1 protein-coding gene is annotated in these 1,068 nt (G+C 67.7%); it reads right to left on the bottom strand.

From position 1 onward, the window contains the following. On the bottom strand, positions 1 to 918 hold a 918-nt coding region (locus JHD73_RS27845), incomplete at its 3' end, for an NAD(P)/FAD-dependent oxidoreductase (protein WP_199033352.1). Positions 919 to 1,068: the final 150 nt, after the last annotated feature.

Raw genomic sequence — 1,068 nt, forward strand, 5'->3', positions numbered from 1 at the left:
GCCGTCCACCGGCGCAAACAGCGCGCCATACACGGGCTGGAGCACCTTGGGCGCCGACCAGGACGACGGGAGCCCCAGCGCCACGTGCACACTCGGTGCGTAGCGTGCATCCAGCACGGCCGATTCTCCAAGCGTGGGCTGCAACACCCATGCACGCGCGATGTGTGCCGGTGTGGCAAGCACAACGCCATCGGCGTCGAGCCACTCCCCGTTCACACACACACGCACGCCATCGCGCGTTTCTCTGACCTGCTCCACATTCGCGCCGTAGCGCACATCGAGCACCGAGGCCATCGCACGCGGCAACGCTTGCCAACCGTCATCGACGGTCAGCGTGTCAGCGCCATTGAAGGCCGTGAGCGCGCCAAGCAGCGCGCGTGAGGTGCCGGCCAGCCGATGAAAGTACAGGCCGTGGACCATCGGCTCGAAGACGTAGCGCGCGGCGGCGTCGCCGAACAAGCGTGTGCTCCAGGCCTGCGCATCCTCGTCGTCGAGCGCCGCGAGGCTGGCGTAGTGGCTCGGATCGACACCGCGCAATTCGCGTGCGGTGGCCAGGCCGCCGCGCAGCATCTGCCAGGTCTCGCCCCAGGTGAGCTGGCCGCTGGTGCCGAGCGTCCACGGGCGCTTGCTGTGCACCGCATGGAACACCGGCCCGCGCTGCATGGCCGCCACCGCCGACGTCTTGCGCAGGCGAGAGGCCAGCCCGGCCTCCTGCAGCAGCGGCAGCACGTAGCGGTAGCGCGACGACACGAACTGCGCGCCGCACTCGATGGTCTGGCCGTGAAAGGGCACGCTGCGGATACGTCCACCGGGCGAGCGCGCCGCTTCCAGCACGGTGACGGAACAGCCGGCACGCTGCAGATGGCGCGCAGCATTCAGCCCGGCAATGCCCGCACCCACAACGATGAAATGTCGCATGGCAAGGAAGAAGGAGATGACGGCGCCTACAATACCTGCCGGCTGCGCACCCTACACAGCCTGTCAGTTTTTGCCCCAAGGACACCACGATGCCCAAGACCACCCGCGCGCACTGGATCGAAGCCGGTTTCGAGTTGCTCGACATCGAAG

The sequence above is a fragment of the Ralstonia sp. ASV6 genome, from assembly GCF_016429285.1.
Lineage (GTDB): Bacteria > Pseudomonadota > Gammaproteobacteria > Burkholderiales > Burkholderiaceae > Ralstonia > Ralstonia flaminis.